At 71.9% G+C, this 25032-nt stretch carries 27 protein-coding genes and 3 pseudogenes; 15 read left to right on the top strand and 15 right to left on the bottom strand.

Features of this window, described 5'->3' with window-relative positions; translation table 11 throughout:
- Positions 1 to 106: 106 nt before the first annotated feature.
- Genes dhaK through ACFY1E_RS24260 form a run of 3 tightly spaced genes read left to right on the top strand, consistent with a single transcriptional unit; the run spans position 107 to position 2152 of the window.
- Positions 107 to 1099 carry a dihydroxyacetone kinase subunit DhaK gene (gene dhaK, locus ACFY1E_RS24270; protein ID WP_389079359.1) on the top strand — a complete coding sequence of 331 codons (993 nt, stop codon included), beginning with the start codon at positions 107 to 109 and terminating at the stop codon, positions 1097 to 1099.
- A gap of 47 nt (positions 1100 to 1146) precedes the next feature.
- A complete protein-coding gene (gene dhaL / locus ACFY1E_RS24265; RefSeq protein WP_389079357.1) occupies positions 1147 to 1749 on the top strand; it encodes a dihydroxyacetone kinase subunit DhaL in 603 nt (200 codons plus the stop codon).
- The gene (locus tag ACFY1E_RS24260; RefSeq protein WP_351463824.1) at positions 1742 to 2152 is read left to right on the top strand and encodes a PTS fructose transporter subunit IIA; all 411 of its coding nucleotides are present in this window, start codon (positions 1742 to 1744) and stop codon (positions 2150 to 2152) included. The genes dhaL and ACFY1E_RS24260 overlap by 8 nt, the downstream gene beginning before the upstream one ends.
- A 27-nt stretch (positions 2153 to 2179) precedes the next feature.
- Here the strand turns inward: ACFY1E_RS24260 and ACFY1E_RS24255 are convergent, their stop codons facing one another.
- Positions 2180 to 2818 (bottom strand): TetR/AcrR family transcriptional regulator, encoded by a 639-nt coding sequence (locus ACFY1E_RS24255; RefSeq protein WP_389079355.1) that lies wholly within the window; start codon positions 2816 to 2818, stop codon positions 2180 to 2182.
- Positions 2819 to 2963: 145 nt separating this feature from the next.
- Between ACFY1E_RS24255 and ACFY1E_RS24250 the strand changes: the two are divergent.
- Positions 2964 to 3724, top strand: a pseudogene (locus tag ACFY1E_RS24250) (SDR family NAD(P)-dependent oxidoreductase).
- A gap of 15 nt (positions 3725 to 3739) precedes the next feature.
- Here the strand turns inward: ACFY1E_RS24250 and ACFY1E_RS24245 are convergent.
- Entirely contained in the window at positions 3740 to 4429 is a 690-nt protein-coding gene (locus ACFY1E_RS24245; protein ID WP_389079807.1) for a glycoside hydrolase family 75 protein, read from the bottom strand.
- A gap of 414 nt (positions 4430 to 4843) precedes the next feature.
- Here ACFY1E_RS24245 and ACFY1E_RS24240 point away from each other — a divergent pair, with 414 nt between their 5' ends.
- Positions 4844 to 5833: a fibronectin type III domain-containing protein gene (locus ACFY1E_RS24240; RefSeq protein WP_389079352.1), complete on the top strand. Its 990-nt coding sequence runs from the start codon at positions 4844 to 4846 to the stop codon at positions 5831 to 5833.
- Between the two features lie 176 nt (positions 5834 to 6009).
- Positions 6010 to 6576: a hypothetical protein gene (locus ACFY1E_RS24235; RefSeq protein WP_389079350.1), complete on the top strand. Its 567-nt coding sequence runs from the start codon at positions 6010 to 6012 to the stop codon at positions 6574 to 6576.
- A gap of 27 nt (positions 6577 to 6603) precedes the next feature.
- Here ACFY1E_RS24235 and ACFY1E_RS24230 read toward each other — a convergent pair whose 3' ends face one another.
- On the bottom strand, positions 6604 to 7155 hold the full coding sequence (locus tag ACFY1E_RS24230) for a PadR family transcriptional regulator (RefSeq protein ID WP_389079348.1): 552 nt from the start codon (positions 7153 to 7155) through the stop codon (positions 6604 to 6606).
- A 31-nt stretch (positions 7156 to 7186) separates the two neighbouring features.
- Positions 7187 to 9202: an FAD-dependent oxidoreductase gene (locus ACFY1E_RS24225; RefSeq protein ID WP_389079346.1), complete on the bottom strand. Its 2016-nt coding sequence runs from the start codon at positions 9200 to 9202 to the stop codon at positions 7187 to 7189.
- A 115-nt stretch (positions 9203 to 9317) separates the two neighbouring features.
- Between ACFY1E_RS24225 and ACFY1E_RS24220 the strand changes: the two genes are divergently transcribed.
- Positions 9318 to 10514: a M20 family metallopeptidase gene (locus tag ACFY1E_RS24220; protein ID WP_389079345.1), complete on the top strand. Its 1197-nt coding sequence runs from the start codon at positions 9318 to 9320 to the stop codon at positions 10512 to 10514.
- 56 nt (positions 10515 to 10570) lie between these two features.
- Here ACFY1E_RS24220 and ACFY1E_RS24215 read toward each other — a convergent pair whose 3' ends face one another.
- Positions 10571 to 10939: a hypothetical protein gene (locus ACFY1E_RS24215; RefSeq protein WP_389079343.1), complete on the bottom strand. Its 369-nt coding sequence runs from the start codon at positions 10937 to 10939 to the stop codon at positions 10571 to 10573.
- Positions 10940 to 11042: 103 nt separating this feature from the next.
- Positions 11043 to 11918 carry a hypothetical protein gene (locus ACFY1E_RS24210; RefSeq protein ID WP_389079341.1) on the bottom strand — a complete coding sequence of 292 codons (876 nt, stop codon included), beginning with the start codon at positions 11916 to 11918 and terminating at the stop codon, positions 11043 to 11045.
- A gap of 271 nt (positions 11919 to 12189) precedes the next feature.
- On the opposite strand from ACFY1E_RS24210, the gene ACFY1E_RS24205 reads away from it, so the two are divergent.
- The 3 genes from ACFY1E_RS24205 to ACFY1E_RS24195 all read left to right on the top strand — a co-directional run bounded on the left by ACFY1E_RS24205 (position 12190) and on the right by ACFY1E_RS24195 (position 15580).
- Entirely contained in the window at positions 12190 to 14256 is a 2067-nt protein-coding gene (locus ACFY1E_RS24205; RefSeq protein ID WP_389079338.1) for a SpoIIE family protein phosphatase, read from the top strand.
- A gap of 201 nt (positions 14257 to 14457) precedes the next feature.
- The gene (locus ACFY1E_RS24200; protein ID WP_389079336.1) at positions 14458 to 15120 is read left to right on the top strand and encodes a hypothetical protein; all 663 of its coding nucleotides are present in this window, start codon (positions 14458 to 14460) and stop codon (positions 15118 to 15120) included.
- 22 nt (positions 15121 to 15142) lie between these two features.
- Positions 15143 to 15580 carry a glutaredoxin domain-containing protein gene (locus tag ACFY1E_RS24195; RefSeq protein WP_389079333.1) on the top strand — a complete coding sequence of 146 codons (438 nt, stop codon included), beginning with the start codon at positions 15143 to 15145 and terminating at the stop codon, positions 15578 to 15580.
- Between the two features lie 27 nt (positions 15581 to 15607).
- On the opposite strand, the gene ACFY1E_RS24190 is transcribed toward ACFY1E_RS24195, so the two are convergent.
- Both ACFY1E_RS24190 and ACFY1E_RS24185 read right to left on the bottom strand, forming a co-directional pair.
- A complete protein-coding gene (locus ACFY1E_RS24190) occupies positions 15608 to 16417 on the bottom strand; it encodes a putative protein N(5)-glutamine methyltransferase (RefSeq protein ID WP_389079330.1) in 810 nt (269 codons plus the stop codon).
- A 176-nt stretch (positions 16418 to 16593) separates the two neighbouring features.
- Positions 16594 to 17667, bottom strand: a complete 1074-nt coding sequence (locus tag ACFY1E_RS24185; RefSeq protein WP_389079328.1) for a hypothetical protein — start codon at positions 17665 to 17667, stop codon at positions 16594 to 16596.
- Positions 17668 to 17772: 105 nt separating this feature from the next.
- Here ACFY1E_RS24185 and ACFY1E_RS24180 point away from each other — a divergent pair, with 105 nt between their 5' ends.
- The gene (locus ACFY1E_RS24180) at positions 17773 to 18210 is read left to right on the top strand and encodes a MarR family winged helix-turn-helix transcriptional regulator (RefSeq protein ID WP_389079326.1); all 438 of its coding nucleotides are present in this window, start codon (positions 17773 to 17775) and stop codon (positions 18208 to 18210) included.
- Here ACFY1E_RS24180 and ACFY1E_RS24175 read toward each other — a convergent pair.
- Together ACFY1E_RS24175 and ACFY1E_RS24170 are read right to left on the bottom strand one after the other, a co-directional pair.
- Positions 18207 to 18917 (bottom strand): GNAT family N-acetyltransferase, encoded by a 711-nt coding sequence (locus tag ACFY1E_RS24175; RefSeq protein ID WP_389079324.1) that lies wholly within the window; start codon positions 18915 to 18917, stop codon positions 18207 to 18209. The two genes, ACFY1E_RS24180 and ACFY1E_RS24175, sit on opposite strands and share 4 nt — an antisense overlap.
- Complete coding sequence (locus ACFY1E_RS24170; protein WP_389079322.1) at positions 18914 to 19828, bottom strand: NADP-dependent oxidoreductase; 915 nt, start codon at positions 19826 to 19828, stop codon at positions 18914 to 18916. Before ACFY1E_RS24170 ends, ACFY1E_RS24175 begins: the two co-directional genes overlap by 4 nt.
- 213 nt (positions 19829 to 20041) lie before the next feature.
- Between ACFY1E_RS24170 and ACFY1E_RS24165 the strand changes: the two genes are divergently transcribed.
- The 3 genes from ACFY1E_RS24165 (at position 20042) to ACFY1E_RS24155 (ending at position 22157) form a co-directional block, all read left to right on the top strand.
- A complete protein-coding gene (locus ACFY1E_RS24165) occupies positions 20042 to 20647 on the top strand; it encodes a sulfite oxidase-like oxidoreductase (RefSeq protein WP_389079319.1) in 606 nt (201 codons plus the stop codon).
- The gene (locus ACFY1E_RS24160) at positions 20640 to 21422 is read left to right on the top strand and encodes a ferredoxin reductase (RefSeq protein ID WP_389079317.1); all 783 of its coding nucleotides are present in this window, start codon (positions 20640 to 20642) and stop codon (positions 21420 to 21422) included. The genes ACFY1E_RS24165 and ACFY1E_RS24160 overlap by 8 nt, the downstream gene beginning before the upstream one ends.
- Before the next feature lie 153 nt (positions 21423 to 21575).
- Positions 21576 to 22157, top strand: a complete 582-nt coding sequence (locus ACFY1E_RS24155) for a hypothetical protein (RefSeq protein WP_389079315.1) — start codon at positions 21576 to 21578, stop codon at positions 22155 to 22157.
- A 202-nt stretch (positions 22158 to 22359) separates the two neighbouring features.
- On the opposite strand, the pseudogene ACFY1E_RS24150 reads toward ACFY1E_RS24155, so the two are convergent.
- The 4 genes and pseudogenes from ACFY1E_RS24150 to ACFY1E_RS24135 all read right to left on the bottom strand — a co-directional run.
- Positions 22360 to 22443, bottom strand: a pseudogene (locus ACFY1E_RS24150) (class I SAM-dependent methyltransferase); the annotation flags it as partial.
- Between the two features lie 78 nt (positions 22444 to 22521).
- On the bottom strand, positions 22522 to 22875 hold the full coding sequence (locus ACFY1E_RS24145; RefSeq protein ID WP_389079312.1) for a VOC family protein: 354 nt from the start codon (positions 22873 to 22875) through the stop codon (positions 22522 to 22524).
- 94 nt (positions 22876 to 22969) lie between these two features.
- Positions 22970 to 23620, bottom strand: a complete 651-nt coding sequence (locus ACFY1E_RS24140) for a peroxiredoxin-like family protein (RefSeq protein ID WP_389079311.1) — start codon at positions 23618 to 23620, stop codon at positions 22970 to 22972.
- 120 nt (positions 23621 to 23740) lie between these two features.
- Positions 23741 to 23887 carry a hypothetical protein gene (locus ACFY1E_RS24135; protein ID WP_389079309.1) on the bottom strand — a complete coding sequence of 49 codons (147 nt, stop codon included), beginning with the start codon at positions 23885 to 23887 and terminating at the stop codon, positions 23741 to 23743.
- A 166-nt stretch (positions 23888 to 24053) separates the two neighbouring features.
- On the opposite strand from ACFY1E_RS24135, the gene ACFY1E_RS24130 reads away from it, so the two are divergent.
- The gene (locus tag ACFY1E_RS24130; RefSeq protein ID WP_389079307.1) at positions 24054 to 24653 is read left to right on the top strand and encodes a TetR/AcrR family transcriptional regulator; all 600 of its coding nucleotides are present in this window, start codon (positions 24054 to 24056) and stop codon (positions 24651 to 24653) included.
- A 19-nt stretch (positions 24654 to 24672) separates the two neighbouring features.
- On the opposite strand, the pseudogene ACFY1E_RS24125 reads toward ACFY1E_RS24130, so the two are convergent.
- A pseudogene (locus ACFY1E_RS24125) lies at positions 24673 to 25032 on the bottom strand (sodium:solute symporter); the annotation flags it as partial.

Genomic DNA, 25032 nt, shown 5'->3' with positions numbered 1-25032 from the left:
GCTTCCGATCGCCGTGGACCGCCAAGATCGACAACCAGTCAAACCCTCACTGACCTGCAAAAACAGAGGCCATGGGCTCATCTGTTAGTCTCACCGGGAGGCACCCATGAAGATGTTGATCAATGTGCCGGAAAGCGTGGTCGCGGACGCCCTGCGGGGCATGGCGGCCGCCCATCCCGAGCTGACCGTCGACGTGGAGAACCGGGTGATCGTGCGGCGGGACGCCCCGGTCGCCGGGAAGGTCGCCCTGATCTCCGGGGGTGGCTCGGGGCACGAACCGCTGCACGGTGGATTCGTCGGTCCCGGCATGCTGTCGGCGGCCTGTCCGGGTGAGGTGTTCACCTCCCCGGTTCCCGATCAGATGGCGCGCGCCGCGGCGGCCGTGGACAGCGGGGCGGGCGTGCTGTTCATCGTGAAGAACTACACCGGCGACGTGCTGAACTTCGACATGGCGGCCGAGCTCGCCGAGGACGAGGGCATCCAGGTCGGCAAGGTGCTGGTCAACGATGACGTGGCGGTCACCGACAGCCTCTACACGGCCGGGCGGCGCGGTGTCGGCGGCACGCTGTTCGTGGAGAAGATCGCGGGCGCGGCGGCAGACGAGGGGCAGCCGCTGGACCGGGTGGAGGCGATCGGCCGGCAGGTCAACGAGAACTCCCGCAGCTTCGGCGTCGCGCTCAGCGCCTGCACCACGCCCGCCAAGGGCAGCCCCACCTTCGATCTGCCCTCGGGCGAGCTGGAGTTGGGCATCGGCATCCACGGCGAGCCCGGCCGTGAACGGCGGGCGATGATGACCTCGGGTGAGATCGCCGAGTTCGCGGTGAACGCGATCCTGGAGGACATGCCCCCGCGCAATCCGGTCCTCGTCCTGGTCAACGGCATGGGGGCGACACCGCTGCTCGAGCTGTACGGCTTCAACGCCGAGGTGCAGCGGGTGCTCACCGAGCGCGGGGTCGCGGTCGCCCGGACGCTGGTGGGCAACTACGTCACCTCGCTCGACATGGCCGGCGCCTCGGTCACCCTGTGCCAGATCGACGAGGAGCTGCTGCGGCTGTGGGACGCGCCGGTGAAGACGCCCGGGCTGCGCTGGGGCATGTAGACCGGCGGGCCGAGGGTGTCAACGTACCTACCACGCAAGGAGATCCAGTGCTCGACGCCGACTTCTTCCGCCGTTGGATGACGGCGACCGCCGCGTCCGTGGACCGCGAGGCGGAACGGCTCACCGCCCTCGACTCGCCCATCGGGGACGCCGACCACGGCAGCAATCTGCAGCGCGGGTTCCGGGCCGTGGTCGCGACGCTGGAGAAGGAGGCGCCGGACACGCCCGGTGCGGTCCTGACGCTGGCCGGGCGGCAGCTGATCTCGACCGTCGGCGGCGCGTCGGGGCCTCTCTACGGCACGCTGCTGCGCCGTACGGGCAAGGCGCTCGGCGACGCCGGCGAGGTCAGCGAGGCGCAGCTCGCCCAGGCGCTGCGGGCCGGGGTGGAAGCGGTCATGACGCTCGGCGGCGCCGCACCGGGCGACAAGACGATGATCGACGCGCTGGTGCCGGCGGTGGACGCGCTGGACGAGGGCGGGTTCGCGGCGGCCGGCACCGCCGCCGAGGAGGGCGCCCTCGCGACCACGCCCTTGCAGGCCCGCAAGGGCAGGGCCAGCTATCTCGGGGAGCGCAGCATCGGGCACCAGGATCCCGGCGCCACCTCCTCGGCGCTGCTCGTCGCCGCTCTCGCGGAGGCCGACGGTGAGTGACGGGAAACAGGTCGGGATCGTGCTGGTGTCGCACAGCGCCGAAGTGGCCGCGTCCGTGGCCGAGTTGGCGAAGGGGCTGGCGGGCGGCGAGGTCTCGGTGCCCGTCGCCCCGGCGGGCGGCACCGAGGGCGGCGGGCTCGGCACCAGCGCGGAGTTGATCGCCGCGGCGGCCGCGTCCGTGGACCGGGGCGCCGGGGTCGCCGTGCTCACCGACCTCGGCAGCGCCGTGCTCACGGTGAAGGCGCTGCTCGCCGAGGGCGACGAACTCCCCGACCGGACACGGCTGGTGGACGCCCCGTTCGTGGAGGGGGCGGTGGCCGCGGTGGTCACGGCGGCCACGGGCGCCGACCTCGCGGCCGTGGAGGCGGCAGCGGCCGAGGCGTACACCTACCGGAAGGTCTGAAGCCACCGAAAAGTCCGGGAAGCTCTCCTACCCGAGTCCCGCCGCGACGACGGCGAGGGCCGAGCGCAGGGTTGCCGTCAGCTCGGCCTCCGCCGTCGCACGGTCTGGCTCCGCGTCCGCGGTGCGCCAGGCGTAGTGCTCGACGGCCGCGCGCAGGGCCGCGTTGAACATCGCCGCCTGAATGGCGGGCCGCACGTCGTCCGCCGGCAGCCCGGCGCGCTCGGCGAGGGCGCGGGCGAACACCGGTTCCGCCTCGTCGTAGGTCTGGAGCCAGACGGCGCGCAGGTCCGGCTCGGTGCGGGTCAGCCGTACCAGCGCACCGACGGCCCCGCGCTCGGGCCCGGCGACGACACCGAGGTCCGCCGTAAGCTCCGGCGCGAAAATGTCCTCCAGGGACTGTCCGGTCGCCCATTCCCGCAGCCGGGCGGCGATCATGCCGATGCCGGCCGTGAACAGCGGCCGTACGCAGGCCTCCTTGCTGGGGAAGTAGCGCCACACGGTGCGCGCGGAGACGCCGACGGCCTGCCCGATCTGCTCGCCCGTGGTCGCCGCGACGCCCTGGGTGACGAAGAGGTCCACCGCTGCCCGGGCGATCTCCAGCCGGATCTCGGCCTTGCGCTCCTCGGTCAGAGGCGGTCGTCCCGTGCGTCCGCGGGCTGCGGTCATGTGTCCCTCCGGCTCCGGTGATCACTCTCCCTGAATTCTCCCCCACCCATTTTATGTCACTCACAGACATTAAGTCGTAGGGTGTGCGCACACCGGGCTCGCAGGCATCTGCGCGGGTCCTCGTACGCATGGACAGGAGCACCTCATGGCCAGTGGACTCGACGGGCGCAGCGTCATCGTCACCGGAGCGGGCTCGGGCATCGGGCGTGCCGCCGCTCGGGCCTTCGCGGCACAGGAGGCGCGAGTCGTGGTCGCCGACCTCAACGCCGAGGGCGCGGACGCGGTCGTCAAGGAGCTCGAGCAGACGGGCGGCGCCGCGGTCGCCGTCGTGGGCGACCTGAGCGAGCAGGCCGTCGTCGCCCACGTGGTCCGAACGGCCGTGGAGAGCTTCGGCGGTGTGGACGTCCTGGTGAACAACGCCGGGATCATGACCGGATGTCGGCGCCGGCGGACGTGGGTGACGCCGAGTGGGAGCGGGTCATACGGGTCAATCTCACGGCCCCCTTCCTGCTCACCCGGGCCGTGCTGCCGCACATGCTGGAGGCGGGCAGGGGCGCGATCGTGAACACCGCCTCCGAGGCCGGTATCCGGGGCAGCGCCGCGGGCGCGGCGTACACGGCCTCGAAGCACGGAGTGGTGGGCCTGACCAAGTCGCTCGCCGTGATGTACCGCAACCAGGGCATCCGCACCAACGCGATCGCCCCCGGCGGCACCGCCACGGGGATGATCCCCGACATCGACGCAAGCGCGCACGGGCCGGCGGCCCTCGGCCCCTACATGGGCAATGTGGGGCGCGTGTCCCAGCCGGAGGAGCAGGCCGCCGCGATCGTGTTCCTCGCCTCGGACGCCGCGAGCAACGTCAACGGCGTGATCCTGCCGGTCGACAACGGGTGGGCGGCCGTCTGACCACGCCCCGGGCGCTCATCCACCGCCTACGAACTGCTGCGCCAGCCGCCGCCCCACCGCGACGGCCGCGGCATGGCTCTCGATCGGTTTGACCTGCGAGTACTTGAAGACGATGTAGGTGACGCCGGAGGGCGTGCCGCCGCCGTTCGGGCCCGGGCGGATGCCGAGGCCCTTGGCGGTGGCGTAGGACGCCTCGCCGATGATGCCTTCCGGGCCGATGTCGCCCACGACCGCGTACTGCACACGGCCCCGGTGGACGACGGCGGCGACCGATCCGCCGCGGACGCCGTCGTCGGCGGGGTCCCAGATGCGGCTCGCGGCGGGCACGACGATGTACGGGAGGCGCTCGGCGCTCAGATAGCGCCCGTCGGACTGCTGGTAGGCGGTGGCCTGGGAGAACGAGGGATCGGTACGGCGGTTGCAGCGGGGGCCGGGCTGTCCGTCGCAGTCGATGTCCATGTCGGCCTTCCAGAAGACGGCCCGCCGGGTGCCGCACACCGCAATCGATGCCGGTCTGCCGGCGTCGCTGCGGAAGCGGCCGTGGGAGATCTGGGTGCAGTCACGCACCTTGGCCAGCAGATCCGCGGCACGGACGTCGCCCTCGCGCCCGGCCATCGGCTCCGCCCGGGCCGCGGCCTCGGACAGCATCGGAGGGAGGAGTAAGGCGGCGCCGGCCACGGCCAGGGTCAGCGACTGGACACGCACCATGAGAAGCCCTTTCCCTAAGGGGCACTGACGGGCATTCAGCCCGGTCCGGCGCCGTAGTGATCACACGGGGCCACCGTAGGCGGACGGCACGGCGTACAGCTCCAGGCGGGTCACGGCGTGGCGTGTCTTCGCACTCCGAGAGGAGGCCGGGCGCCCGAGCCCATGTCGGCTCCGGCGGCCCGGCCACCCACGTCCGGCGCGGGAACAGCGACGACAGCGGCCCGCGCCAACGGCATGAACTCACCAGCCCTCAGGGAGAGTTCAGCCGTGAGGAGCTTCAGCATACGTAACTCCGGCGCGCGGTCCGCAACGCCGTCACCCACGTCCGCGACCGCCCCCTTGATGCGAGCACGCCAGCCGCGTCATATTGGTCCGGACCATTCCCCTTGTGTCGTCCGGGGAGGCAACGCCGTGCGTCGCGACACCGTGCTCGTGCACCGAGCCCTCGCCGTCTGTGCCGCGCTGGCCCTGGTCGGATCCTGCGGCCGGAGCGGCGCCGGGGAGGACGAGGGCGGACTGCCGGCGGCCCCCACCGGAGTGACCGCGACGGCGGGCAGTTCGACCAGCGTGCACGTGATGTGGAACGCGGTGTCCGCGGACCCCCGCGTCAGCGTCTACGAGGTGTATCGGGGCAGCACCGAGGTCGAGGAAGTGCCCGGTTCCCAGCACATGGTGGACGTCACCAGGCTCAGGCCGTCCACCTCGTACGTCTTCACCGTGCGGGCCCGTGACACCGAGGGCCGGCTCGGACCGCCCGGCCGCCAGGTGCGGGCGGCGACTCCGGCGGCCGTGGCGGAGGACGACACGGCACCTACCCGCCCGGGAAAGGTGCGCGGCCGCGCGGTCGGCAGCAGCGCCGTCGAGCTGTCCTGGTCCGCGTCGAGGGACGACCGGGCCGTGGTGTCCTACGACGTCTACCAGGGCACCGCCAAGATCCACAGTGTGGGCGGGGCACAGACGGCGACCGTGGTCACCGGGCTGCGGCCGGGCACCCACTACGCCTTCACCGTCCGCGCCCGCGACGCGGCCGACAACCTCTCGCCTCCCGGCGCCACCGTCCACCTCACCACGCCGGGCTCCGACGACGGGCGCAGCACGGCACCCACGGCCTTCCGGGCCACCAGCCACCGCGCCGGCGGGGCGTACTACCTCGACCTGCGCTGGACCCCGCCACGCACCGACGGCGTGGTCACGGAGTACCAGATCAGCCTCGACGGCCGGGCGGCCACCTCCCTGGTCTACGGCGGGGACGCGCCGCGCGGCCGGGCATCGTACTCCTTCTACGTCAGCCGGGATGCCGGCGTGCGCCACCGCGTGCGGATCCGGGCCAGACTGCCCGACGGCACCTGGGGCGGCTACTCGGCGGAGCGGACGGTGACCACCGGGGCGGCCGGCGGCTGACGGCGGTGACGACCCTGTGGCATGGGCCGGATGGAGGAATCCGTCACCTGCCCGGAGGCGGTCCGCATGCGGGCAGGACCGCGGGGACGTTGGCTGCCCCTGAGGCAGCACGGGCGTTTCCCGACTTCGGCGGCGCAAGGGATGTACCGCCAACCGTGCCGTCGGAGGGCAGTCCAATGCGCAACTTTCAGCCAGTCGTTCGCTCCGCCCTGACCGCGGCAGCCGCCGCCGCGCTCCCGCTCGCCCTGGCCGCCGTGCCGGCCGCGGCGCAGGGGTCGGGGATCTCCGTGAGCACCAGCGGGTCCACCGTTTCGGTGACCACGAGCGCGTGCTCCTCGCGCGGCACCAACGGGGCGTTCGGCACCGCTTCGCTGCTCAGCAGCAGCCAGCCGACCCGTCAGACGCCACTGACGGGCACCGCCGCCCTGCAGTCGGCGGCCTGGTCGAACGTGAGCCCCGGCACGTACACCGTGACGGTCGTCTGCGCGAACGACGGCACCGCGGGCACCCAGACCGTCGTCGTCTCCTCCTCCACTCCCACCCCGAAGCCCACCACCACTCCCGCCGCCACCATCTCGGCCACCACCAGGCCCTCGCCCTCGCTCGGCGTCAGGGGCGGGCTGGGTGGCGCCGTCCAGGACTACGGCCCGCTGACGGTCGGGGTGGGCGCCGCCCTGGTGGGCACGGGCGTCATCGCGACGGGCTGGTACCTGCGCCGGCGTGCCCGGCCGCACCGGCTCTGAAGGCGGCGGGCCCAGGAGCCACAGAGCTCACGCCGGTTCGGAACCGGGCAGTTCGGCGAGTTCCTCCAGGGCGTGCGTGAGCCACTGCGTCCAGAAGGTCTCCAGGTCGATACCGGCTCGCAGCACCAGGTGCCGCAGCCGGTCCTGGGGGGCGTCCTTGCCGGGCGGGAAGTCGCGCTGCTCGATCTCCTGGTACTCGGCCAACTGCAGCCGGTGCAGATCGAGATGGCGGCGCAGGTCCGCCTCCAGGCCTGCGGTGCCCACCACGGCCGCCGCCCGCAGCCGCAGCAGCATCACATCGCGGTGCGGTTTGGGGTCCTGGGAGGCGGCGGTCCAGCGGGCCAGTTCGGCGCGGCCCGCGGGCAGGACCTCGTAGCTCTTCTTCTGCCCGCGGGCCGGCTGCTCGGACGGCAGCGCCCGGATGTGTCCCTCGGCCTCCAGCCTGCCCAGCTCGCGATAGATCTGCTGATGCGTCGCCGACCAGAAGTAGCCGATCGACTTGTCGAACCGGCGGGTCAGCTCCAGCCCCGAGGACGGCTTTTCGAGCAGGGCGGTGAGGATCGCGTGCGGGAGTGACATGGAGTCATCCTAGGGACGGCCGCAGGGCCCCCTAGAGGGCCGCCGCCAGCTCGGTGCCCTGCTTGATGGCACGCTTGGCGTCCAGTTCGGCGGCCACGTCGGCACCGCCGATCAGGTGCGCGCCGACTCCGGCGGCGACCAGCTCCTCGTACAGGCCGCGGCGCGGTTCCTGTCCGGTGCACAGCACGATGGTGTCGACCGGCAGGACCGTGCTCTCCTCGCCGACGGTGACGTGCAGGCCGGCGTCGTCGATGCGGTCGTAGCGGACGCCCGGGACCATGGTGACGCCCCGGTGCTTGAGCTCGGTGCGGTGGATCCAGCCGGTGGTCTTGCCGAGGCCCGCGCCGACCTTGCTGGTCTTGCGCTGCAGCAGGTGGACGGTGCGCGGCGCGGCGGGCCGCTTCGGGGCCGCGAGTCCGCCGGGTGCCCGGTAGTCCATGTCGACGCCCCACTGGCGGAAGTACGTCTCGGGGTCCTCGCTCGCCTTGTCCCCGCCGTCGGTGAGGAACTCGGCGACGTCGAAGCCGATACCGCCCGCGCCGAGGATGGCCACCCGGTCGCCGACGGGGGCGTTGTCGCGCAGCACGTCGAGGTAGCCGACGACGCTGGGGTGGTCGATGCCCGGGATGTCGGGGGTGCGCGGGGTGACGCCGGTGGCGACGACCACCTCGTCGTAGCCCTTCAAGTCCTCTGCTTCCACCAGTGTGTTGAGACGTACGTCCACGCCGTGCGCGTCGAGCTGGTGGCGGAAGTAGCGCAGGGTCTCGTCGAACTCCTGCTTGCCGGGGACCTTGCGGGCCACGTTGAGCTGACCGCCGACCTCGCTCGCGGCGTCGTACAGGGTGACCTCGTGGCCGCGCTCGGCCGCCGACACCGCGCAGGCGAGTCCGGCCGGCCCGGCCCCGACGACGGCGACACGCTTCTTCAACCGGGTTGGCGACAGGACCAGTTCGGTCTCGTGGCAGGCGCGCGGGTTGACCAGACAGGAGGTGATCTTGAGGCTGAAGGTGTGGTCGAGGCAGGCCTGGTTGCAGCCGATACAGGTGTTGATGGCCTCCGGCTTGCCCTCGGCGGCCTTGTTCACGAAGTCGGGGTCGGCGAGCATCGGGCGGGCCATGGAGACCATGTCCGCATATCCCTCGGCGAGCAACTCCTCGGCAAGTTCCGGGGTGTTGATGCGGTTGGTGGTCACGAGCGGGACGGACACCTCGCCCATGAGCTTCTTGGTGACCCAGGCGTAGGCGCCGCGCGGCACCGAGGTGGCGATGGTGGGGATGCGGGCCTCGTGCCAGCCGATACCGGTGTTGATGATCGTCGCGCCGGCCGCCTCGACGGCCTGGGCGAGGGTGATGACCTCGTCGAGGGTGGAGCCGCCGGGGACCAGGTCCAGCATGGACAGCCGGTAGATGATGATGAAGTCCTCGCCGACGGCCTCGCGCACCCGCCGCACGATCTCGACGGGGAAGCGCATGCGGTTCTCGTACGAGCCGCCCCAGCGGTCGGTGCGCTGGTTGGTCTGGGCGGCGATGAACTCGTTGATGAGGTAGCCCTCGGAGCCCATGATCTCGACACCGTCGTAGCCGGCCTGCCGGGCGAGCCGGGCGGCGCGGGCGTAGTCGTCGATGGTCCGCTCGACGTCGGCGTCGGTGAGCTCGCGGGGCGGGAAGGGGCTGATCGGCGCCTGGAGGGGGCTCGGGGCGACCAGGTCCTGGTGGTAGGCGTACCGGCCGAAGTGCAGGATCTGCATCGCGATCCGGCCGCCCTCACGGTGCACGGCCTCGGTGATCTGCCGGTGCTGCTCGGCCTCGGCGTCGTTGGTGAGCTTGGCACCGCCCTCGTACGGGCGCCCCTCGTCGTTGGGCGCGATACCGCCCGTGACGATGAGCCCCACTCCCCCGCGCGCCCGGGCGGCGTAGAACTCCGCCATCCGCTCGAAGCCGCGCTCGGCCTCCTCCAGGCCGACGTGCATGGAGCCCATGAGGACGCGGTTGGGCAGCGTGGTGAAGCCCAGGTCGAGGGGGTTCAGCAGATGCGGGTAACGGCTCATCGGGCCCTCCATGCGCGGTGTGATGCCTCTGTTGTAGAGGACCCCGCCCATGTTTTGCAACTAGTTGCATAAGCGGAAAAGGGTGACACGGACCACCCCCGGGCACAGTGGCCTCATGAGCCCCGAAGACACCGAGGTGGTCGAGCTCGCGCAGGCACTGATCCGCTGCCCGAGCCGGGCCGGGATCGACGACTACGGCCCCGTCCTCGCCGTCCTCCAGGACTGGCTCGGCGCCCGCGACCTGCCGTGTCGCCGCCTCTACGACGACACGGGCCGGCCGGTGGCCCTGCTGGTGGAGGTGGCGGGTGGCCGGCCGGGGCCGTGGTGGGCGCTGGACGCCTGCGTGGACACCGCCCCCTACGGCGACGAGGGTGCCTGGTCGTTCCCGCCGGACTGCGCGGACGTCGTGGACGGATGGCTACGGGGGCGCGGCGCGGCCGATTCGAAGCTGGCGGCGGCGATGTTCTGCCGGATCACGGCGGAGGTGCGGGACCAGGCACAGGACCTGAGCGGTGGGCTCGCGGTCCTGCTGGACGCCGACGAGCACACCGGCGGGTTCGGCGGAGCCCGGGCCTATCTCGCGGACGCGGCCGCGGTGCGCCCGGCAGGGGTGATGATCGGCTATCCCGGCCCGGACGAGGTGGTGGTCGGCGGGCGGGGGCTGTGGCGGGCCACGATCGCCGTACACGCGGAGTCGGGACACTCCGGGTCGAGGCGCACGGCGCGCGGTGCCGTCTCCCGGGCGGCGCGGCTGGTGCGGCTGCTGGAGGACGCGGAACTACCGGGCGCCGAGGGCGAGTTCCCGCTGCCGCCGAAACTGACGGTCACCTCCTGTCACGGCGGCGAGGGCTTCTCGGCGGTCCCCGACCGGTGCGAACTGGGCGTCGACATCCGCACGACCCCGGCCTTCGACGCCGGCGCGGCCGAGGCTCTGGTGCACGGAGCGGCCGCCGAGCTGGACGCGCTGCTTCCCGGCCCCAGGCCGACCGTGATCACCCCGATCGCCTCCTGGCCGCCGTACCGCCTGACCGAGAACCAGCAGCCCTCCGCCGCACTGCTGGACGCGGCCGCCCGCGAGGGCCTGACGGTCCGTGCGAAGACCGCGGGCCCCTCGAACATCGGGAACCTGCTGGCGGCGGAAGGCATACCGGCGACGGCAGGCTTCGGCGTGCGTTACGAGGGGCTGCACGGCACAGACGAGCGCGCGTACCTGGCGGACCTGCCCGCAGTCCACACCATCTACCGCCAGACGGTCCTGCGCCTCCTGACCACCGGGTCTGCACTGCCGGGAAGGGGCGCGGGGCTGTGTTGATCTGCGGCTCCGCCGCGTGGGCGCGACCAGCCCCCACGGCGCCGCAGACGACAGACTCACCGACTCTCGAGAATGACGTGCAACTCCCGCTCCTGATCCCCCGACGCCGAGGAAAGATCACGCACCGTGAACAGGGGATCCAGCGTGCTGCGCAGCCGCTCGATCGCCCAGTACCCGCCCTGCGCGTCGAGCTCGACGGTGGACGACAACCGCCCCGGCGCCGGACACTGATGCGCATCGGTGACCTCGAACGTGCCGAGCCACACCATCGGCCGCGTCTCGTGGAGCTGCTGCGGCACCTCGTCCGGGCCCCGATCGGACTCGAAGCACGCGCACAGCGCGTCGAACACGATCCGGGCGTCCTCCTTGCTGCATCCGCTGATCTCGAGGGAGACCGGCTCCTCGTGCGAGCGCTGACGATCCATCGTGACCGCTCCTCTCGTGGCTGTGGCGCGGTACCGCGAGTTCCCCGCGAATCGCGCCACACCCCCAGAAAAGCACCACTGGCCGCACCGGACCAGCGAGGAATCAGCTCCGCTTGAAGCGGTACGTCTTGCTGTCCGTCAGGACGCAGAAACCCGGCGACACGACGATCACCCGCAGGGTGCCGTCCCGGCGGTCGTAGTCGATGCCCTCGACCTCGAAGGTGCCCGAGCAGGAGCTGCGCAGCGGAAGCTGCCGCAGGGCCGTGACATGGCCGGAGACGTCCGATGTGCCGTTCGGTGAGGCGGACAGGTCGACCTGGAGCAGCGGCTTGGTGATGCCGAAGAGCGTTCCGGCCGGGTCGTCGGAGGAGCACAGCAGCGTCGTAGGACCGGAGAAGTCGCAGCCCTGGACGTCGCGGACGGCGTGGTCGAGGTTGACGGTGGAGGCCTGCGGGAGGTTCGCCGAGGGCGAGGTGCTCGCGTTGACGCCCGGGGTCGGGAACACCAGCAAGCGGGTCATGGTGCCGTACTCGCCGGCCAGCATCCACTGTCCGTCGGGGGAGATCGCGACCCAGGAGTTGTTGAGCGCCTCGCCGGAGCTGAGCGTGTGGACGTACTCCGACCAGGCCCCGCCCGGCGCCTGCACGCGGAACATCTTCGCGCTGCCCGAGTCGGCCTGGTAGGGCTCGACGTAGTAGCCGTTGTAGGAGGCGTCGGGGTCGCCGACGTGGTTCCAGCCGCGGCCGGCGACGCCGGCGGGGATCGTGCCGATGCCGGTGTAGCGGTTGGGGCTGCCCGCCGGGACCTCGACGGAGGTCAGGCCCTGGCTCTCGGTCAGCGGATCGGCGCGGTCCGAGCCCAGTTCCGTCCAGGTGTCGGCCGCCGAGGCGGGCGGAGCGGCGGACAGGACCGCGGCGGCCGCGAGGGCGAGGGCCGCGGTCAGAACCGCGTGACAACGTTGCCGGGCGCGCAGGGGCATGGGGGCTCCTCGATGGGGGCGGGGCGTGCTCGGCGGACAGTCTGGCCCGATGACGTAGTCATGTACAGACCAATTCGGTAACGGTGGCTGTCGGTTCGGTGACGGTCCGTACCGGGTACTGTCGTCACGCTCCGGGGGACGGCCCCCGTGGTGTTGAGGGATGGTGGAGGTGGGCGACGGGGTCGTCACAGGGACGGTTGAGCGCGGTAGAACAAGGGGAGTCGGCACGGGGGACGGCGTGCCGCGCGAACGGGCGAAGGCGGTGCGTGGAATGAGTGCACCTGGGTTTCCGGTGGCCGAGGGCGAGGAGTCGGTACAGCCGAGCGGGCTGCTCGACGTACTGGGCGTGGCCTCGGTGGTCCTGGATGCCGAGGGACGCATCGTGCTGTGGAGCCCGCAGGCCGAGGAGCTGTTCGGCTATCCGGCGCAGGAGGCCCTCGGCCAGTACGCGGCCCGGATCATGGTGCACGAGCAGCATCTCGACCTCGTGGTCAAACTGTTCGCCGATGTCATGGTCACGGGGCAGAGCTGGGCCGGTGCCTTCCCCATTCGGCGCAAGGACGGCAGCACGCGCCTCGTGGAGTTCCGCAACATGCGCCTGCTGGACGACCACGGCGACGTCTACGCCCTGGGGCTGTGCGCCGACCGCTCGACCGTACGGCGGCTGGAGCGGGACGTGGCCCTGTCCACCCGGATGATCGCGCAGTCGCCCATCGGGCTGGCCGTCCTGGACACCGACCTGCGGTACGTGTCGGTCAACCCGGCCCTCGAACGGCTCAACGGCATTACCGCGGAGGAGCACATCGGCCGCTCGATCGCCGAGGTCCTGCCGCACCTGGACGTCGAGGCCATCGAGAGTGCGGCGCGTCATGTGCTGGAGACCGGGCGGCCCCTCGTCGACCAGAAGGCGACCGGGTGGACCCCGGCCGATCCGGACGAGGAGCGTGCCTGGTCGCTCTCGCTGTACCGGCTGGAGGACGCCGTCGGGACCGTGCTGGGTGTGGCCGGTTCGGTCGTGGACATCACCGAGCAGCACCGCGCGAGCGTCGAGGCGGAGGCCGCGCGCCGGCGGCTGCAGGTCATCGCGGACGCCTCCGCCCGCATCGGCACCACCCTGGAGCTGGACCGCACCGCCCGCGAACTGGCCGACGTCGCCGTGCCGGAGCTCGCCGACATAGCCGCCGTGGATCTGCTGGAGGCGGTGGTGGCGGGCAGGCGCAGCAGCCTGGGCCCCACGGAGCCGGCGGTGATCCGGGCCCTGGCCGTGCAGGCGGACGGCGCCCCTGAGGCGCTGCGAGCGGCCGACCCGCCCGGGCAGGTGACCCGGTACGGCCCCGACCGCCTGGTCACCGAGTGCGTGCGCACCGGCCGGCCGGTGATGGTGGCGGAGGTCGCGCCCGCGGACCTGCCGCGCATCGCCCGCTCCCCCGAGGCGGCCGAGCTGCTGGCCGAGGCGGGGGTCCACTCGTATCTGGCGGTGCCGCTGATCGCTCGCGGCGAGGTGCTGGGCGCCCTGGACCTCAAGCGCACGCACAACCCGGAGCCGTTCAGCGAGGACGACCTGCTGCTCGCCCGCGAGCTGGCGTCCCGCGCGGCGGTGCAGATCGACAACGCCCGCTGGTACCAGAACGCCCGGGACACCGCCCTCACCCTCCAGCGCAGCCTGCTGCCCAGCCACCCGCCGGTGACCGGCGGCCTCGAGGTCGCCTCCCGCTACCAGCCCGCCGGAGCCACCAGCGAGGTCGGCGGCGACTGGTTCGACGTGATCCCGCTGGACGGCGGCAAGACGGCGCTGGTGGTGGGCGATGTGATGGGCAGCGGCATCAACGCGGCCGCGACCATGGGCCGACTGCGCACCGCGACCAACACCCTGGCCTCCCTCGACCTCGACCCGGCCCGTCTCCTCGAACACCTCGACAAGATCACCGAGGGCCTGGACCACTCGATCGCGACCTGTGTGTACGCCGTCCACGATCCGCAGCTGCGCCAGTGCCGGATCGCCAATGCCGGGCATCTGCCGCCGGCCCGGCTGCGGCCCGGGCACCCCCCGGAGCTGCTGGAACTGCCCACGGGCGTACCGCTGGGCGTGGGCGGCGTCGCCTTCTCCACCACCACGGTCGACCTGGAGCCCGGCGACCGTCTCGTGTTCTACACCGACGGGCTGGTCGAAACCCGGCAGCACCCCCTCGACGAGCGCCTGGACGCCCTGCTCTCGCTTCTCGAAGGTCCCGACCGCCCCCTGGAGGAGGTCTGTGACCTGCTGCTGCGCACCCTGCACCAGCCCGACAACTCCGACGACGTGGCACTTCTCATCGCACGCGTGCAGAAGCCGGGCTGACCGCCCGAGGCGGCCGGGGCGGGCTCTCACAGCTACTGATTACGGGCTCCTTATCGCCCGCATTCGACAATCACAGCAAGGCATGGCATGCAGACTGCCGCCTGCCGTGGCCGATGGGAGCGAGCCGTGATGCACGAGCCGGAGCAGGAACCCACTGCCGGGGGCGAGCCGCCTGACGGGCGCGTCGGGACGCCACCGGGCATGGAAGTGATGACCGGTCCGGGCGGCCCGGACCGCGCGCCGGGGCAGTGGCTGCGCCGCTCCCGCCGGGCGCGTGCCGTGGCCGCGGCGGCCACGGTCGCCGTTCTTGCCCTCGGCGGCACCGTCGCCTACGCCGCCACCTCGGGCGGCTCCGGCCAGAGCGCCACGCCCTCCGCGTCGGGGTCGGACTCCCCGTCCCCGGACCGTCCCGGCGGCCGGCACGGTGTCGGCCCCTGGTTCGGTTTCGGCTTCGGCTTCGGCGGCATGGGCGTGCACGGCGAGACGACGGTCAAGGACCAGGACACCGGCAAGTGGGTGGTACGGATCTGGCAGCGCGGCACCGTGGAGAAGGTCGCCGGTGACCAGGTCACGCTCAAGAGCGAGGACGGTGCCACCTGGACATGGACCGTGAACTCCGACACCACCGTGTTCCGTGACGGTGCGAAGGGTTCGGGCACCGGCACCCTCAAGAAGGGTGAGACGGCCCTCCTGGCCGGCACCCGCTCCGCCGATGGCACCCGGACCGCCACCCGCGCGATCTCCGGCACCTTCGACCGCCAGGGGCCCGGCGACCGGCACGACAGGTTCCGGGGCCCCGGCAACAGGGACTGGCGCAACCACGCCCCGTCCTCGAGCCCGTCGGGCAGCGGCGCGACGACCTGAGGCACCGGTAGCCTGCGTCGTCATGACGCGTCCTTGGATCTTGCCGCTTCTGCTGGTGCTCGGCGGCTCGGCCGTTGCGGCCGGGCTGCTCCTCAGAGGCAGCCCGGCCGCCGCCGTGGCCGTCCTGCTGGTGTTCGTGGCGTTCGCGGGCGTGAACTCACCCCTGGTTTTCCCGCAGTCGATCGGTTGGCCGGAGGCACAACGCCGCAGCGCGGCCGACGGCCGACCGGTCGTCCTCTGGCGCCCCGGCTGCACGTACTGCATGCGCCTGCGCCTCCGACTGGGCCGCAGCGCCCGTCAGTTGTACTGGGTCGACATCTGGCGCGACCCGGCCGGGGCGGCGGCGGTGCGGGAAGCCAACGACGGCAACGAGACCGTACCGACTGTCGTCGTGAAGGGCCGGCCGCACACCAACCCCGATCCGGAATGGGTGCGCGAGCAACTCTCCCCTTCCACCTGACCGGGAACGGAGTCCGCAAAGGCTGGTTCAGGGACGGACGCCGACCACGACATGGGCGTACAGCTCCTCGGAGACCGCCAGGCGCACCCTCAACCCGCCCGTGGTGAAGGCGTCCACGGCCGCGGCGGCCTGCCGTTCGCTCGTCTCGACCAGGAGGCAGCCGCCCGGGGCGAGCCAGCGGGATGCCTCGGCGGCGACCCGGCGCAGCACGTCGAGCCCGTCCGCGCCACCGTCGAGCGCGACCAGCGGTTCGTGATCGCGGGCCTCCGCGGGCAACAGGCCGACCTCACCGGTGGGAACGTAGGGCACATTGGCCGCGAGGATGTCGATACGGCCGCGCAGCTCGTCCGGCAGCGCCGCGAACAGGTCGCCCTCGTGGACCCGGCCGCCGACGGCGCCGACATTGCGGCGGGCGCAGCGCACCGCGGCCGGATCGATGTCGGCGGCATGCACTTCGACCTGGCCGAGCGCGGTGGCCAGAGCCGCGCCGACGGCGCCCGAGCCGCAGCACAGGTCGACGACGACGGATGCGTCGGGGACCTGGGCGAGGGCCTGTTCGACGAGGAACTCGGTGCGGCGGCGAGGCACGAACACTCCGGGTTCCACGGCGATGCGCAGCCCCCGGAACTCGGCCCAGCCGACGACGAGTTCGAGGGGCAGCCCGCCGGCCCGGCGGCCGACCAAGGTGGCCAGTTCCTCCTGCGTGCGCGCGGCGGCCAGGATCAACTCCGCCTCGTCCTCGGCGAAGACACAGCCCGCGGCGCGCAGCGCTGCGACGACCGATTCACGGGTGGAGGGCGACGGCAGGGAGGAAGGTGATGGAGACAAGGGAGGCATGAAAGCCGAGAGCCTTTCGGTAAGTCGAAGGGCGCTCTCGCGGTCGCCTACGGCCGGCGGCCCGCGTCGACTCGAGGTGTGAGCACCCGACCTGACACAGCGGTAATGGGTCTCACCTCCTCGGTCTTCGGTGGCCGGGAGCTTCCACGGCCGGGCGCCAACACTACCGCAAGGCGTCAGACGCCGACCGTCTCCTCGACCTCTTCCTCCGCTTCCTCCTCGGCCCTCTCTTCAGCCTTCCGCTCCTCGGGAACGTGGGCCAGGGCGGCGGCGGTGACCGACGCCTCGGCCCGGCCGCGAGCCCGCTCGTGGGCGGCGGCGATCGCCGTGCCGGCGAGACCCAGCAGCAGCCACACGATGAGCGTCCACACGTTGCGGGACAGACCGTCGCCGTGGAAGTACAGGAGGCTGCGTGCGCCCTCGACGAATCCGGCGCCGTTCCAGAAGGCGTGCAGGGTACCGAAGAAGCCGTTCTGCAGGTCGGGGCGGAACAGACCGCCGGAGCTGGTGAAGTTGAGCATGACGAACAGCACCATCATGGCGAGGGTGGTCCAGCGCTTGAGGAAGGTGTGCAGGCCGACGCCGACGAAGAGGATGCCCGCGGAGTAGAGCCAGGCCATCCCCCACAGGCTCGCGAGGCCGTGGTGGGCGAGGTGGAAGACGGGCCCGGCGAGCAGCGCGCCGATACCGCTGACGACGGCGGAGACGCCGAGTGCCAGCAGGGCACGCACTCGCATGGCCAGACCGGCGCCGGCGGCGCCGAGCGCGGCGACGGAGGCGTAGGAGCCGATGCTCAGCGCGATCAGCAGGAAGAACAGTCCCTGCCCGGTCGGGTCGTCGTCGACCGGTGCGGCCACGTCGGTGACCTTGAGCGGAAGGCCCTGCCCGGCGGCGATGGGCGTGAAGACCTTCTCGACGGCCGTGGCGTCCATGTCGGAGGCGGCGCTGGCGACCACCAGTTCCGGCGTCTTCGCGCTGGGCACGTAGGCGCCTGTGATGTCACGGGAGTCGAGCAGGCCGACGGCCTCGGAGCGGGTGGCGACGGTGCGGACGTCGAGCCTGTCCCCCGCCTTGTCCTTGACGGTCTGCGCGAACACCTTCGCCTGCGGGCCGGAGCCGACGACGGCGACGGGCAGGTGATGGGGCTCCGGGGTGACGAACGCACCCATGTACGCGAGTCCCATGCCGATGCACATCAGCAGCGGGGTGATCAGGTGGGTGATCACATGGCGCAGGGCCGGCGACCTCATCGCTCACAACCTCCAGATGGTTGGCTTATACAACTCTCACATCAAGTTGTACTGTACAACCAAGCGGGGGTGGGGTGGTATTCCGTGGTGAACGAGGGAGGTCCGGTGGAAGCAGACGAAGCCGTGGAGACGATCCAGCGCGAGATGACGGCCTTCGCCCGCCGTGCCCGTGCCTCGGCGGGCCGTATGCACCCCGAGCTGTCGCTGGTCTCGTACACGCTGCTCGGACATCTGGAGGAGAGCGGCGGCTGCCGGGCCACCGACCTGGCGGCGCACTACGCCCTGGACAAGTCCACCGTGAGTCGCCAGGTGGCCGCCCTGGAACAGGCCCGGCTCATCGAGCGGCGCCTGGACCCGGACGACCACCGCGTCCAGGTCCTGCACCTCACCGAGGCCGGGCGCCGGATCCTCGCCCAGGTCACCGACAGCCGCCGGGCGGCCTTCCGGGAGCGGCTGGCGGACTGGCCGGAGGAGGATCTACGGCGGTTCGCGGGGTATCTCGTGCGCTACAACGCGTGGACACCACCCGACGGTGAGCGCTAGGAGGCCGCCAACTCCCGTCCGTCCGTGAGGGGTTCGGGGGCGCGGGCCGCCAGGAACGCGGTGGTGCGGCGCAGCCGGAAACCGAGGGACTCGTAGAGGCGGATGGCGTTGGTGTTGCCCGCTCCGGTGTGCAGGAACGGGGTCTCGCCGCGCTCACGGATGCCATGGGCCACCGCGAGGATCAGCCGGGTCGCGAGGCCCTCGCCGCGGAACGCGGGGTCGGTGCACACGGCGCTGATCTCGGTCCAGCCCGGCGGGTGCAGCCGCTCCCCCGCCATCGCTATCAGCGCGCCGTCCCGGCGTATACCGAGGTAGGTGCCGAGCTCGACGGTGCGGGGCAGGAAGGGGCCCGGCCTGGTGCGCTCGACCAGGTCGAGCATCTCGGGCACGTCGGCGGCGCCGAGACGGACGGCCTCGGGGTCCGGTGCGGCGGCGATGCCGTCGTCGACGAGCTGCACGCCGTCCACATGGAAGGTGACGTCCCAGCCCGCGGGGAGTTCGCCGCAGTAGCCGGCGAGCGGCACCTCCGCCCCGGGGCCCGCGAGCGCCGCGAGGTCGGCCCAGTCGTCGGGGCCGGGATCGTCGGGCAGCGCAAGCCACGGCGACACGTCGGCCGGGTAGCGCAGCACCCGGCCGCGCCGCTCGGCGAAGTGCGCGTGCGGACCGGTCAGCGAGGCGAGGGCGGGGTTGTCCAGGACGTGGCTCACTTGGCGACCTCGATCACGATCTTGCCACGGGCGTGGCCCTCTTCAACGGCGCGCAGCGCCTCGCCGGCCCGCTCCAATGGGAAGGTCTGCGTCACCTGCGGGTCCAGGTCGCCACGCACCACGAGGTCTGCCGCCGCCGCGAGCCGCTCGGAGGTGCGCACCCGGGCGACGCGGGCACCGCCCAGCTTCTCCACGACCTCGGGCGGGGCCCCGGCCGTGATCAGCCTGGTCCGGTCGGTGAGCAGCGTCGCCGCCTCCTCGAGAACGTCACCGCCCACCAGGTCGTACACGCCGTCGACACCGCCCGGAAGCCGCCCGGTCCAGCCCGGGCCGGACGCCACGTGCTCGGCCCCCAGCGATTCGACGAGGTCCTTCTTGGCCTCGCTCGCGAGCCCTACGACCCGCAGGCCCTGCGCTCGGGCGATCTGCACCACCGCGACACCGACCCCGCCGCCCGCGCCGGTCACGAGAAGGGTGGCGCCGGTCGGCAGGTCGAGCTGGCGGATTCCGTCGTACGCCGTCACGGCCGCGACGGGCAGGGTGGCGGCGTCGGTGAACGACAGCGCGTCGGGCTTGTGCGCGATCAGGTCGACCGACACCAGCGCATACTCGGAGTACCCGCCGACGACCGGCCGGCCGAACACCGCGTCCCCGACGGCGAACCCCTCGACTCCCTCGCCGACCTCCTCCACGACGCCGGAGACCTCATTGCCGAAGTAGGCGGGGAAGTCGCGCTCGCCGCTCTCGCCGGGGCGGCGGTAGCCGGTGCGCTGCTTCCAGTCGACTGGGTTCACCCCCGCGGCACGCACCGCGACCAGCACCTGACCGGGGTCGGGGCTCGGCCGGTCCACGTCGACGAGGGCCTCGGCCTCCGGTCCGCCGTAGCGCGTGAAGACGTACGCCTTGGGCATTGCTCCCACTCTCCTTCGCTGCCGCCTGGTCACCGGTTGTACGGGGCACCGGTTCCGGCACCAGTCCGCAAGGACGTTCAGGAGCCGGCTATTCCCGGGCCGCCGGAGTCTTCATACGGCCTTAATGATCGAGGCCCGGCCCGGGCCGGAGCACGCCTGACGAGCACGTACGGTTGGATGCGTAAGCAATCACTTCCGTCCCGCTGGATCCGTATGAACGTCACCCGAGGCTTCACCGGGCGCGCCCGCGTCGACAATCCGGGCCTGCCGCCCGGCCAGTACGACGCGGGCGACGACTGGCCCGTCCTGTCCGCCGAGGTCACCCCTGAACTGGCGCCCGCCGACTGGACCTTCCGGGTCGACGGCCTGGTGGAACGGCCGCGCACCTGGGACTGGGAGCAGGCGCACGCGCTGCCGGCGTCGGCGTACGAGGGCGACATCCACTGCGTGACCAGCTGGTCGAAGTTCGGAGTGCGGTTCACGGGTGTGTCCCTGGACGCCTTCCTCGACGAGGTGCGCCCCCATGCGTCGGCCACTCATGCCGTCGCCTACTCGCACACCGGCTACACCACCAACCTCCCCCTCGCGGACCTGACCGGCGGGCGCGCCTGGATCGCCTGGGAGTACGACGGGCAGCCCCTTGCCCCCGAGCACGGCGGGCCCGCCCGGCTGCTGGTGCCGCACCTGTACTTCTGGAAGAGCGCAAAGTGGATCGCGGGCCTGACGCTCCTCGACCACGACGAGCCGGGCTTCTGGGAGCAGAACGGCTACCACGCGCGCGGCAACCCCTGGCAGGAGCAGCGGTACTCCGGTGACTGAGCAACTGACACAGCCGTCCCCCTCCCCCGGGTTCACTCCCCCGACCCGCTTCGCGGTGCCCGGCCGGATCGCCGTGAGCACCCGGGCGGCCTCGGTATGGCAGACCGCCACGCTCACCGAGATCCGCCGGGAGACCCCGCACGCGGCCACCTTCCGCTTCGCGGTACCCGACTGGGAGGGGCATCTGCCCGGCCAGCACCTGATGCTGCGGCTGACCGCACCGGACGGCTATGTGGCCCAGCGCCACTACTCGCTCGCGTCCGCGCCCGACGACCCGGGGCACATCGAACTCACCCTGGACCATGTGGAGGGCGGCGAGGTCTCGGGCTGGTTCCACACCGTGGCCGAGCCCGGTGACCAGGTCGAGGTGCGCGGCCCGCTGAGCGGCTTCTTCGCCTGGCCGGGCGACCGGCCCGCGCTGCTGCTCGGGGCCGGTTCCGGGGTCGTACCGCTGATGTCGATGGTGCGGCACCACCGGGCGCGCGGGCTGGACGTGCCGCTGCGGCTGCTGGTGTCCGCGCGTAGTCCGGAAGAGCTCATCTACGCGAGGGAGTTCGGCGCGGAGACGACACCCGTCTTCACGCGCAGCGCACCGGCGGGTGCGCCCGTGGGCCGTCTGGCCGCAGCACATCTGGCACCGCTCCTGGCCGAGCAGCCAGCCGGCGGGTGGGAGGCCTATGTCTGCGGCTCGAACGCCTTCGCCGAGCATGCCTCACGGCTGCTCGTCGAGGCGGGCCAGCCCGTGGACCGGATCCGCATCGAACGCTTCGGCTGACAGCCCGAAGGGCAGGCCGGGCGGATTGAGCGATCTCCCGTGTGCTGGGTACCCGATTCTCCTGGGCGTTCGCGCGAATACGCGGCGCGGAGGGACAATACGGACCGAAGACGATACGGCCCCTCCGGCTCCGGCGACGGCGAGGAGGTGGACATGCGAACCCGGGTGCGCGGCTGGCGCTGGCGGCGCAATCCGCTGCGGCGCCGGTCGGACGTGGTCGAGGCGTGGGCGACGCTGGTCGTCGCCGTCCTGTTGTTCGTGGGCGCGCCACTGGCGGGAGCGCTCGCGGGCTGGTGGGCTCATGACGAGGCGCGGTCCGTGGCGGCGGCACAGCGCGCCGAACGCCACCGGGTACGGGCCGAGGTCGTCGGCAGGACACCCGAGAGGCTGCCGTCGGCGCAGAGCGGCCGGGATCACTCGTACCGGGTGGATGTGCGCTGGAAGGACGCGACCGGCACCCACACGGCGAACGCACGCGTCCCGGCGGGCACCAAGCGCGGCGACACGGTCGACGTCTGGTTCGACGCCGTAGGCAGGACCGTCCCTCCACCGCCGAGCGAGACCCAGGTCTGGCAGCACACCGTGACCGTCGGCATCTGCGCCGCGGGCGGCGCGGTGACCGTGGTGCTGCTGGCGCACACAGTCGTACGCCGGGTGTCCACCGGGCACCGCCTGGCCGAGTGGGAGCGCGAGTGGGCACGGACCGAGCCGGAGTGGACGCGTCGCCGGGCGTGATGCACCCGCGGACCTGCCCAGGCGGGCCGCACAGTGTCCGGTCGTTGGTCACCCAGGTCGGCTCGCCGAAACCGGCCGCCCGCAGACACTGTTCCTAGACCTCGCGGCGCGAGGGGGGTCTAGATGTTCTCGATGGGCGCGTCGAGCAGCGCCGTGACCCGGCCGCGCGGTCTCTCGTGCCGCAGCGACCCTTTCGCCTGCCGGGGACTTCCGCGTACTGCGCCGGCGGGAGGTACTTGAAGCCCTCGAAGGCCTCACCGATCTTGTCGTACTGCTGGACACTCACGCGCTTTCTCCCCCTCTGCTTGGTCATGTCCCTGGGCCCCGGCCTCATGTACGACTCGACCTCAGGGACGTGACGCGCTCAGGCGGGCTGCCACAGCTCGATCCGGTTGCCCTCGGGGTCGGTGACCCAGCCGAATCGACCGACGCCCTCCATGTCCTGTGTCTCTTCTGCCACGTCCGCTCCCCTGGCGCGCAGTTGCGCGAGCATCGCATCCAGGTCGCGGACCCGGAAGTTGAGCATGGTCTGCTGGGAGGGGGACCCGAAGTAGTCGCTCTCGGACTCGAACGCCGCGAACACCGTCGGCCCGGCTTCCGGACGCCACAGACCGTTCTCGTCGGCGTCGAGACCCAGGCAGTCGCGATACCAGGCACTCAGGGCCGCCGGATCGGCGGCGCGCAGGAAGTAACCACCGATTCCAAGCACACGTTCCATGCAGCCATCCTGCCAGTACGGCGATCGGCCGAACCGGCACCACGCCTGCTTCCCCTCCTGTCTCGATCGCGGGAGGGGAAAGCAGCCGGGGCCTTCAGTCCAGTGCGTCGAGGGCGGCGAGGATGTCGGCGGGTTCGGCGCGGGTGGTGTAGTCGGTGTCGACGAACGCCCAGCGGATGGTGCCTTCGCGGTCGATGACGTAGGTGGCGGGCAGTGGGAGGGTGCGCGGGTGGCCGTCGTTGACGCGCTGGAGGTCGAAGCCGAGCTTGTCGTAGACGGCGGCCAGGTCGCCGGGGAGGTCGAAGGCGAGGCCGTACTGCTTGGCGGTGTCGGAGCCGACGTCACTGAGGACGTCGAAGGCGAGGGCGTGCTTCTCCGTCAGGGTGAGGGACTCGTCGGGGATTTGCGGGGAGACGGCCACCAGGCGGGCGCCGCGGGCGGTGATGGCCTCGTGGTGGCGCTGGAGTGAGCGCAGGGCGATGTTGCAGTACGGGCACCACGCGCCGCGGTAGAAGGTCAGGACGACCGGGCCGTCGGTGAGCAGGTCGTCCAGACTCAGGCTCTGTCCGGTCGCGGTGGGGAGGGTGAAGCGTGGGGCCTGGGCGCCGACGGTCAGGGCGCGGTCTGCCTGGCCGGAGTCGGCGAGTTCCTGGCCTGCCCGGTGCATGATCTCCCGGATCTCGGCCGGGATCTGCTGCTGACGTGCTTCGTAGAAGGTGCGCAGTTCGGCATTCAGGGTGGTCATGGCGCTCGTTCCTCCTGGGCGGCGACTGGAGCGGGATCCTCGGGGCCCACCGATCTTGAAATGACCGTTCCAAGATAAGGGTATGCGTGGTCCCGCGCCAGCCAGGCGGCGACAGTGATTTCAGAGGCTGGTGAACGGGTGATGGTCGGTCAGAGCGAGCGCCTTGATGAACGCGGCGAGTTGGACCGCACGTCGGGCGAGGTGCCGCCGAAGGCGAGGGGTCTGTGATCCATACGCGGCCGCCCAGAGGGCTGGTATTCGATTCATGGGGGCATGGTCGCGGCGCGCGGTGCCCCTGAGGCGGATCCTGGACGAAGCTGGACGACCTCGCGCTCGCGCGGGGCCCTGTCCCACTCTGTACCTGTCGACACCTTTGCGGCGAGCTGAACCGGGAGTATCTTGGAATCCTCATTTCAGGATGGTGGGGTGGACCATGCCGGACATCAAGCACTTCGATCCGGATGCCACCCTGGAAACCGTGGTGCGGCTGTTCTGGCGGCAGGGCGTGGCCTCGACCGGGATCCAGGACGTGGTGACCGCGACCGGGCTCAACCGCTCCAGCCTGTACGCCACTTTCGGCGGCAAGCAGGAGCTGTACCGCGCTGCGCTGCGCCGCTATCTGGAGCAGCGTTCCCAGCCGATGTTCCGCCGCCTGGCCGAGGACGAGCGGGGTCTGCCGGCCGTCTCCGAGTTCTTCGCCGGCCTGATCGAGGCGCGCTGCTCGGGTGAGTACGCCCAATGGGGCTGCATGGTTTCCAACGCCCACGCCGGGGCCGAGAACAGTGATCCGGAGGTGCGCGGCGTCCTGGACCAGCACCACCGGGAGCTGCGCGAGGCGATGTACGCGGCACTGGTGACCGCCGAGCGCCAGGGGCAGCTCGCCCCCGGGGCCGATCCCGGAGCTTCCGCGGATCTGCTGGCGTTGCTCGCCTACGGGGTCAACCTGCGCTCGCGTGCCGGCGCCGACGCCGCGTCGTTGCGCAAGACCGTGGCCGCCGCCTTGGACTCCCTCGGTGTCAAGGCGGCGGCGTAAGCCTCCATGGGGCGGGGTCTCAACCGGGGCTGGGTGCAGGTGAAGTGCCCGGTTGGAGGGTGGAGGCCGACACGGCTTCGGTTCCCGCCGCATCCGCCGTGTAGTCCCCGGGGGCTGTGGCATCGATGCCCTCGGGGGCCTTGGCCGCCTTCAGGATGAAGGTGAGGACCACCGTCAGGGCGACGTTGAGCACGGCGGCCGTCAGGCCGATGTAGCCGGTCTGGCCGATGCCCGGGATGGCCGCCGATGAGCCGCCGAAGTGCCCCTGCGTGGGCGAGGCGACACCGTAGGCGGCGAGGGTGCCGTAGACCATGCCGACCGCCCAGCCCGCGAGCAGCGCCCAGCGGTGGAACCAGCGCGTGAACAGGCCGCCGACCAG

It is taken from the genome of Streptomyces sp. NPDC001604 (assembly GCF_042893475.1).
Lineage (GTDB): Bacteria > Actinomycetota > Actinomycetes > Streptomycetales > Streptomycetaceae > Streptomyces.
This window is presented reverse-complemented; position numbering and strand designations above follow the sequence as displayed.